Source organism: Microbacterium sp. RU1D, assembly GCF_900156435.1.
Classification (GTDB): domain Bacteria; phylum Actinomycetota; class Actinomycetes; order Actinomycetales; family Microbacteriaceae; genus Microbacterium.
Genome location: NZ_FTPQ01000005.1, coordinates 24,345 through 30,916, shown reverse-complemented (window position 1 = coordinate 30,916; position 6,572 = coordinate 24,345). Strand labels below are relative to the sequence as shown.

General features: G+C 71.8%; 6 protein-coding genes. All 6 read right to left on the bottom strand.

The genetic code is table 11. From position 1 onward, the window contains the following. A partial coding sequence (locus B0B15_RS15805) for an ABC transporter permease (RefSeq protein ID WP_076677969.1) occupies nt 1-983 on the bottom strand: 983 nt, incomplete at its 3' end. Further along, nucleotides 980-1,759: an ATP-binding cassette domain-containing protein gene (locus B0B15_RS15800; RefSeq protein WP_076677967.1), complete on the bottom strand. Its 780-nt coding sequence runs from the start codon at nt 1,757-1,759 to the stop codon at nt 980-982. The genes B0B15_RS15805 and B0B15_RS15800, both read right to left, overlap by 4 nt. A 2-nt stretch (nt 1,760-1,761) precedes the next feature. Continuing rightward, nucleotides 1,762-3,153, bottom strand: coding sequence for an FGGY-family carbohydrate kinase (locus B0B15_RS15795; protein ID WP_076677965.1), 1,392 nt, complete (start codon nt 3,151-3,153; stop codon nt 1,762-1,764). Continuing rightward, on the bottom strand, nt 3,150-4,187 hold the full coding sequence (locus B0B15_RS15790) for a hypothetical protein (protein ID WP_076677962.1): 1,038 nt from the start codon (nt 4,185-4,187) through the stop codon (nt 3,150-3,152). The genes B0B15_RS15795 and B0B15_RS15790 overlap by 4 nt, the downstream gene beginning before the upstream one ends. Continuing rightward, nucleotides 4,184-5,413, bottom strand: coding sequence for a LacI family DNA-binding transcriptional regulator (locus tag B0B15_RS15785; RefSeq protein ID WP_076677960.1), 1,230 nt, complete (start codon nt 5,411-5,413; stop codon nt 4,184-4,186). The genes B0B15_RS15790 and B0B15_RS15785 overlap by 4 nt, the downstream gene beginning before the upstream one ends. Before the next feature lie 86 nt (nt 5,414-5,499). Beyond that, a complete protein-coding gene (locus tag B0B15_RS15780; protein WP_076677958.1) occupies nt 5,500-6,498 on the bottom strand; it encodes an aldose 1-epimerase family protein in 999 nt (332 codons plus the stop codon). Between the last annotated feature and the right edge of the window lie 74 nt (nt 6,499-6,572).

The window sequence follows — 6,572 nt, the reverse complement described above, 5'->3', positions numbered from 1 at the left end:
ATGAGCACCGCGCCGACGGCGACCTGCTGCCAGAACGGCTGCACGCCGGTGATGACGAAGCCGTTCTGCAGCACGGCGGGGATGAAGAGGCCGACCACGGTGCCGAAGATCGTGCCCACGCCGCCGAAGAGCGAGGTGCCACCGATCACGACGGCCGCGATGACGTTGAGGTTGGTCTGCGACTGACCCGCGATCGCCGTGGTCGAGAACTGCGACAGGGCCAGGATGCCGGCGAGACCGGCGAGCGCCCCCGACAGCGTGTAGACCGAGATGAGGTGGCGGTCGACCTTGACGCCGACGCGACGGGCGGCGAGCTCGCTCGAGCCGACGGCGTAGGTGTACAGCCCGAACTTCGTGAAGTGCAGCACGACGGCCCCGATCACCACGACGACCAGCGCGATGACGCTGATGATCGGCAGCGACCCGAACACGTTGCCGTAGCCGATCGAGACGGTCAGCACCGTCGGCACGTCGCGGATGTCGACGCCGCCGGTGAGGATCTGCGCGAGCCCCAGGGCCATGCCGAGCGAGCCCAGGGTGACGATGAGCGGCGGGATCTTCGCCTTGGCGATGAGGAAGCCGTTGAACAATCCCCAGCACACGCCGCTGAGGATCGACACCAGGATGCCGATGGTGGCCACTCCCCAGCCCTCGCCGCCGAGGGCCCGCATGGTCAGCGCCGAGACCACGCCCGAGAACACCAGCACCGACCCGATCGAGAGGTCGATGCCCGAGGTGATGATGATGTAGGTCATGCCCACGCCGAGCACGGCGAGGATCGAGGCGTTCTGGATGATGAGGCGGAAGTTCGACCACTGGGCGAACGAGTCGGGCGCGAGCGCGCTGAAGACGAGCACGATCGCGATGAGGATGAGGAGGATCTGGAAGGCCTGGGCCTTGAGCAGTCCCTTGACGAAGCCGGGCTTGTCGTCGTCGAACGTGCCGATCGCGACGGTCTCGGTGGGAGGGGTCGTGGTGCTCACTTCTGGTCGTCCTTCGTGACGGCGCCGGTCATGAGCCCGACGAGTTCTTCCATGGAGGTGTCCTTCGCGGAGACGTTGGCGACGCGGGTGCCGAGGCGCAGCACCTGGATGCGGTCGCACACCTCCATCACGTGCGGCATCGAGTGCGAGATCAGCACGACCGCGATGCCCTTGTCGCGCACGCGGCGGATGGTCTCGAGCACGTTCTTCGTCTGGCGCACGCCGAGGGCGGCGGTGGGCTCGTCGAGGAAGACGAGGCGTCCGGCCCAGTGCACCGCGCGGGCGATCGCGATCGCCTGGCGCTGGCCGCCCGACATCTCTCCGACGGGCGAGGTCAGGCTGCGCACTGTGGCGCCGAGCTCGTCGAACGCGGCGCGGGAGGCCACGGCCATGTCCTTCGTCTTCATGAACCCCAGCGCCCCCGCGAGCCCCGGGCGGCGGATCTCGCGACCGAGGTACATGTTCTGCACGGGATCGAGGTGCGGGGCGAGCGCGAGATCCTGATAGACCGTCTCGATGCCGAGCGAGGAGGCGACCTGGGGGTTCGACATCTCGATCGGCTTCCCGTCGAAGAGGATCTCGCCCTCGTCGACCGCGAGGTTGCCCGACAGAGCCTTGACGAGCGTCGACTTGCCGGCGCCGTTGTCGCCGATCAGGGCCGTGACCTCGCCGGGGTGGACCTCGAAGTCGACGTTGTTGAGGGCGCGGACATGACCGAACTGACGCGACAGGCCGCGTGCCTGCAGCACCGGGACGGCCGTTGTGACTGACGACATCGTCAGCTCCTTTCCGTGGTGAGAAGAGGGGAGGAGAGGAACGTCTCGGCGACGTCCTCGAAGGAACGGGGGTCGACGGAGAACGCCGCGAAGAGGGCGGCACCGTACGCGGTGCCCTCGTCGTGGGTGGAGACCGTGACGGCGGGCAGCAGCGACGAGCGCGACCTGACGACGGATGCCATCGACGACCAGCCGCCGGTCAGCACCGTTGAAGTGGGCGGAGCCACCTCGCGGTCCATCACGGCCATGCACTCGGCGAGCATGTCGTTGCCGTGCCGGAGGGATGCCGCGAACAGCTCCGCGGGGCTGAGGCCGTCGCTCTGCGCGACGATCTTCAGCACACCGTCGTCGTTGCGGGCGCCCGAGACGGCGAGCCCCGCGTCCGAGACGGTGCCGTCTGCGGGGAGCGCCATGGTCTCGTCGTCGATGCGGGCGCGGCCCACGGCATCTGTGATCCCGAGCAGCTGCAGCACGCGGCGCATGAGCAGGCCCGACTTGGTGCCGGCCAGCAGCACGTACTTGCCGGGGATGACGTGGCGGACGCAGTTGATGCCGGCGCGCGCGAGGCGCTCGCGGGCGTCGAACGGGAGGGTGTCGTCGAGCACGCGCACGAGGGCTTCGGCGGTGCCCATCGAGTCGTAGAGCTGCCCCGTGTGGGTGGCGCCCACGGCGACGGCGGAGACGAGGTGGTCGTGCCCCGCGACGGTGAGCGCTGCGTCGTGGAAGCCCGGGGGCAGCAGCGGATCGTCGATGGTGCCGACCGCCTCGCCCGCGCTGACGAGCCTTCCGAGGATCGTCTCGTCGACGCCGAGAACGTCGAGCGCCGCCTGCCACGGGGTGCTGTCGTCCTGGTCGATGAGCCCGGTGCGCGACACGAGCGAGTACTCCGCGACGCGGGGGCCGCCGAGCGCGTGCACGACGTACTCGGGCACGTTGAGGAAGGTCGTCCCCTCCAGCTCCACCCCCTCGTCGCGCAGGTGCAGGAGCTTGGAGACGGATGCCAGGGGCCCGACCGGCAGCCCGGTGCGCCCGAGGAACTCGGCGCGGAACGCGTCGGGCGTCGCCGCGATCTGCGCGGCCCCCCGCGGGTCGAACCACGCCATGATCGGCGCGAGCGCGGTGCCCTCGGCATCCAGCAGCACGCCCGCCTCGGCCATGCCCGACACCCCGAGCGCGAGGACGCGGTACCCGTCCTCCAGGCGCGCGTCGGCCTCGGCCGCGAGGTCGCGCACGACCGCGATCGCCTGTGCGGCGGTCATCTCGGCCCGGCCGTGGTCGAGGTTCGTCCAGGGCGAGCGGCGGCTCACCACGAGCACCTGCCTGCCGTCGGGGGTGGCGACCAGGAGCTTCGTGCTGGTCGAGCCCATGTCGACGCCGACGACGTAGTCGCTCATCGCACGTCACCCCCGCGCAGGGTTCCGGGCCAGCCGGCACCGGGGGCGGCGACGAGCACCTCGGCGGCCCCCGTCAGTCGCCACGCGCCGAAGGCGTACGGCACGGCGTAGACCTGACCGCGCTCGACGTCGATCGCGCCGGCGTCCGAGACGAGCGCTCCGGCCCCCTCGCGCACGAGCACGACGGCGAAGCCGGCCTCGCGCGACGCGGTCTCGCCCGCGGCGTCGAAGAGGCGGAAGTACGGGTCGGCGACCGCCGGCAGCAGCGAGCGGAAGCCCTCTCCCGCCGGAGTCGTGCCGACCGTGCTGATCAGGGCCTCGAGGGCCGCGGCATCCAGCTTCTCGGTCGACACCGAGGGCATGACGGCGTCGAAGCCGAGGTCGAGGTGCGACTCCTCGCGGGTCGAGGTCGTGACCGACCACTCCAGCAGGATCGAGAAGTCGGTGGGTTCCTGCACCTCGGCGACGAAGATGCCGCCGTCGATCGCGTGCACCGTGCCGGCGGGCACGAGCACGCCCATGCCGGGGCGCACGACCACGCGGTTCATGCGCGAGAGCATCCACTCGCTGTCCTGCGCGTCGCGGCGACGGTCGAGCTCGTCGCGGTCGACGGACTGGTTCCAGCCGACGTGCACGGCGCAGTCGTCCTCGGTCTCGAGCACGTACCAGGCCTCGGTCTTGCCGTAGGGGCAGTCGAGGTGGGCGGTGGCGAACTCGCGGCCGGGGTGAACGTGCACGGGGAGGCGCTGACGCGCATCGAGGAGCTTGACCAGGATGCCGAGATCCGCGGAGTCGCGTCCCCCGCGCGCCCCCACCCATGCGGCGCGGTCCGCCGCCACGAGGTCGCGGAGGAAGTCGCCCTCGTCGGTCACGGCGAGGCCGATCTCGTCGGAGCCGAAGCGCGAGACGGTCGAGCCGAGCCACTCCTCGGGCTGGCGATCGGTCTCGGGCACGATGCCGCGGAGGGCGGCGATGCGGTCGCCGCCGCGGTAGAAGTGCTGCACGGGGTTGGGCGGCAGGAGGACGGGCTTCATGACGCGGCTCCGATCGGGGCTGCGGCCGGAACGGCGATGTCGCCGCCCGACTCGGGGTGGACGAGGGCGAGAGCGGTGACCGCGAGGGCGGCGGCGGGCTCGGTAAGAGCGGTGAGGGAGGGGTCTCCCGCTGCAGCAGCGGTGGCCCCTGAGCCTGTCGAAGGGTCCACCGCGGCACCCGCCACCGGGCCCACCTCGCCCGACCCCCGCGGCACGAGCCGGGTCGGCACCACGATGCGCACCGGCCCTTCGTCGGGCCGCTCCGCCCGCTCACGCAGCCGCCGGAACGCGGCCGCACCGAGCAGACGTGGGTCGTGGTCGACGTAGGTGATGCCGGGTTCGAGCACCTCGGCGAGGGTGAAGTCGCCGAACGAGACGAGCGCCGGCATCCGCAGCCCCCGGCCGCGGATCGCGCGCACGGTGCCGATGGCCGCGAGGCTCGTCGCGCACAGCAGCGCCGTGGGCGCGTCGTCGCGCTCGAGCAGCAGCGCGGCCTCGGCCGCATCGCCCGTGCCGAACCGCTCGTGCGTCACGACGAGCGAGGGATCGAAGGGCAGTCCCGCCGCCTCGAGCGCCGACCGGTAGCCGGCGAAGCGGTCGCTCACGGTCGGGTAGGGCACGTCCTCGCGCATGAACGCCACGCGACGGTGTCCGTGCGCGATGAGGGCGGCGGTCGCGTCGACGGCGGCACCGAAATCGTCGATGACGACGGCGTCGATGCCCGCTCGCGCGCGGTCGATCGTCACGACGGGGAAGCGCGCGCCGAGCCCCGCGAGGGTCTCCGCCTCCACCTCGACGGGGGCGACGATGAGACCGGCCAGGCGGTGACCGGTCAGACGGTCCAGCTGCGTACGCTCGCGCGCGGCGTCGTACCCGGTGCTGGCGAAGATGACGCTCAGCCCCTCGGCCACCGCCCGTTCCTCGACGACGCTGACGAAGGCGGCGAAGAACGGGTCGGAGATGGCGTCGATCAGGATGCCGATGGTGTCGGCCGCGCGCCGCTTGAGCTCGCGGGCGCTGCGGTCGGGCACGAAACCCAGTGCCCGCACCGTCTGCCGCACCCGATCGCGGGTCTGCGGAAGGACACCGGGCTCGTCGTTGATGACGCGCGAGACGGTCTTCGGGCTCACGCCGGCCGCGGTGGCGACGTCGATGAGTCGAGCACGCGGGCGGGGCGCCGGGGCCTCGCCGACCGCGCTCGCGGTCACCGTCTCGTCGTGCGTCATCGCATCTCCGACATCGTTGTCATCCGGGTGCGAAACCCGGAGTCGGGCTTCGATGGAGTCATCCTGCGGCTAGGCGGACAACGTTGTCAAGTCTCGGAACGATCACGGATGACATCGATGTCGAGACCGAGCTCCCACGAAGCCCCCGGCGCCAGCGTGCGCAGCAGTCCCGCGGCGCGGGCGTCGGCCCGGCCGAGGATCGTCGCCGCCGTCGCCGGTTCCACACCCAGCACGACGCCGTCGTCCTGCGCCACCCGCCACTGGAACATCGTCGGCAGCACGGCGGTGTCGAAGCCGATCCGGATGCCGAGTCCCGACGCCGCGACGACCTCGGCGCTCACGCGCCGCCCTTCCGGGAGCTCGTGGCGGAACACCTGCTCGGGGTAGTCCGGCACGGGCGCCGGGAACTCCGCCCAGGTCGCCGCCCCCGCCTCCGCCGCCGGATCGCGCGGGTGCACCCGCACCGCCGGCGAGCGCAGCAGCGTGCCGGTGTCCACCAGCGGCCACCCGAGGTTGACGTGGTAGAGCACCATGGGCTCCACGGCGCGTGACCCGCGGTTGACGATCTCGTCCCGCAACTCGATGCGCCCCTCCCCGAAAGGCACCCGCAGGCGCCGGCGCAGCTCGAGGTGAGCACCGAGGACGGTCGCCTCCACGATGGTCGCCTCGACGATCACGGCATCCTCCCGCACCTCCGCCCGACGGAGGGATGCCGACAGGCCCGTGTAGCGACCGTGCTGGGGGTGCGCGCCCTCGGCGTCCGTCGACGGCGGGCCGAACGACAGCAGACCGCACGTGGTGACGAGCCCGCCCCCGAACGACGCCCCGAAGGCGCCCGCACCCGGCCGGGGCCAGCCCGTCGGCGACACCCAGGCGAGCGGGACGCCGCGGTACCGCACCTGCCCGATGTCCAGCCCGCGGTCGGGCAGCACCTCGAGATCGAGATCGCCGGCGACGATGCGCAGGCGTCGAGTGCCGGCATCCGGCCCGTCGGTCCGCAGCGAGTGCTCCACCGCTGCGAACTGCGCGCGGGAACCCGCACGCCGGCGGGCCTCGTCGATCGTCGATCCGTACAGCTGGCTCATGAGCCCCGCCTTCCTCGCCGTGGTGAGGCCCACGCTAGCAGCGATTGACAACGTTGTCTTGCTCGCCGCATACT

What these genes read in the sequence shown, in the direction of transcription:
- B0B15_RS15800 (WP_076677967.1), bottom strand. Translation starts at nt 1,759, where the DNA reads ATGTCGTCAGTCACAACGGCCGTCCCGGTGCTGCAGGCACGCGGCCTG.
- B0B15_RS15780 (WP_076677958.1), bottom strand. Translation starts at nt 6,498, where the DNA reads ATGAGCCAGCTGTACGGATCGACGATCGACGAGGCCCGCCGGCGTGCG.
- B0B15_RS15790 (WP_076677962.1), bottom strand. Translation starts at nt 4,187, where the DNA reads ATGAAGCCCGTCCTCCTGCCGCCCAACCCCGTGCAGCACTTCTACCGC.
- B0B15_RS15795 (WP_076677965.1), bottom strand. Translation starts at nt 3,153, where the DNA reads ATGAGCGACTACGTCGTCGGCGTCGACATGGGCTCGACCAGCACGAAG.
- B0B15_RS15785 (WP_076677960.1), bottom strand. Translation starts at nt 5,413, where the DNA reads ATGACGCACGACGAGACGGTGACCGCGAGCGCGGTCGGCGAGGCCCCG.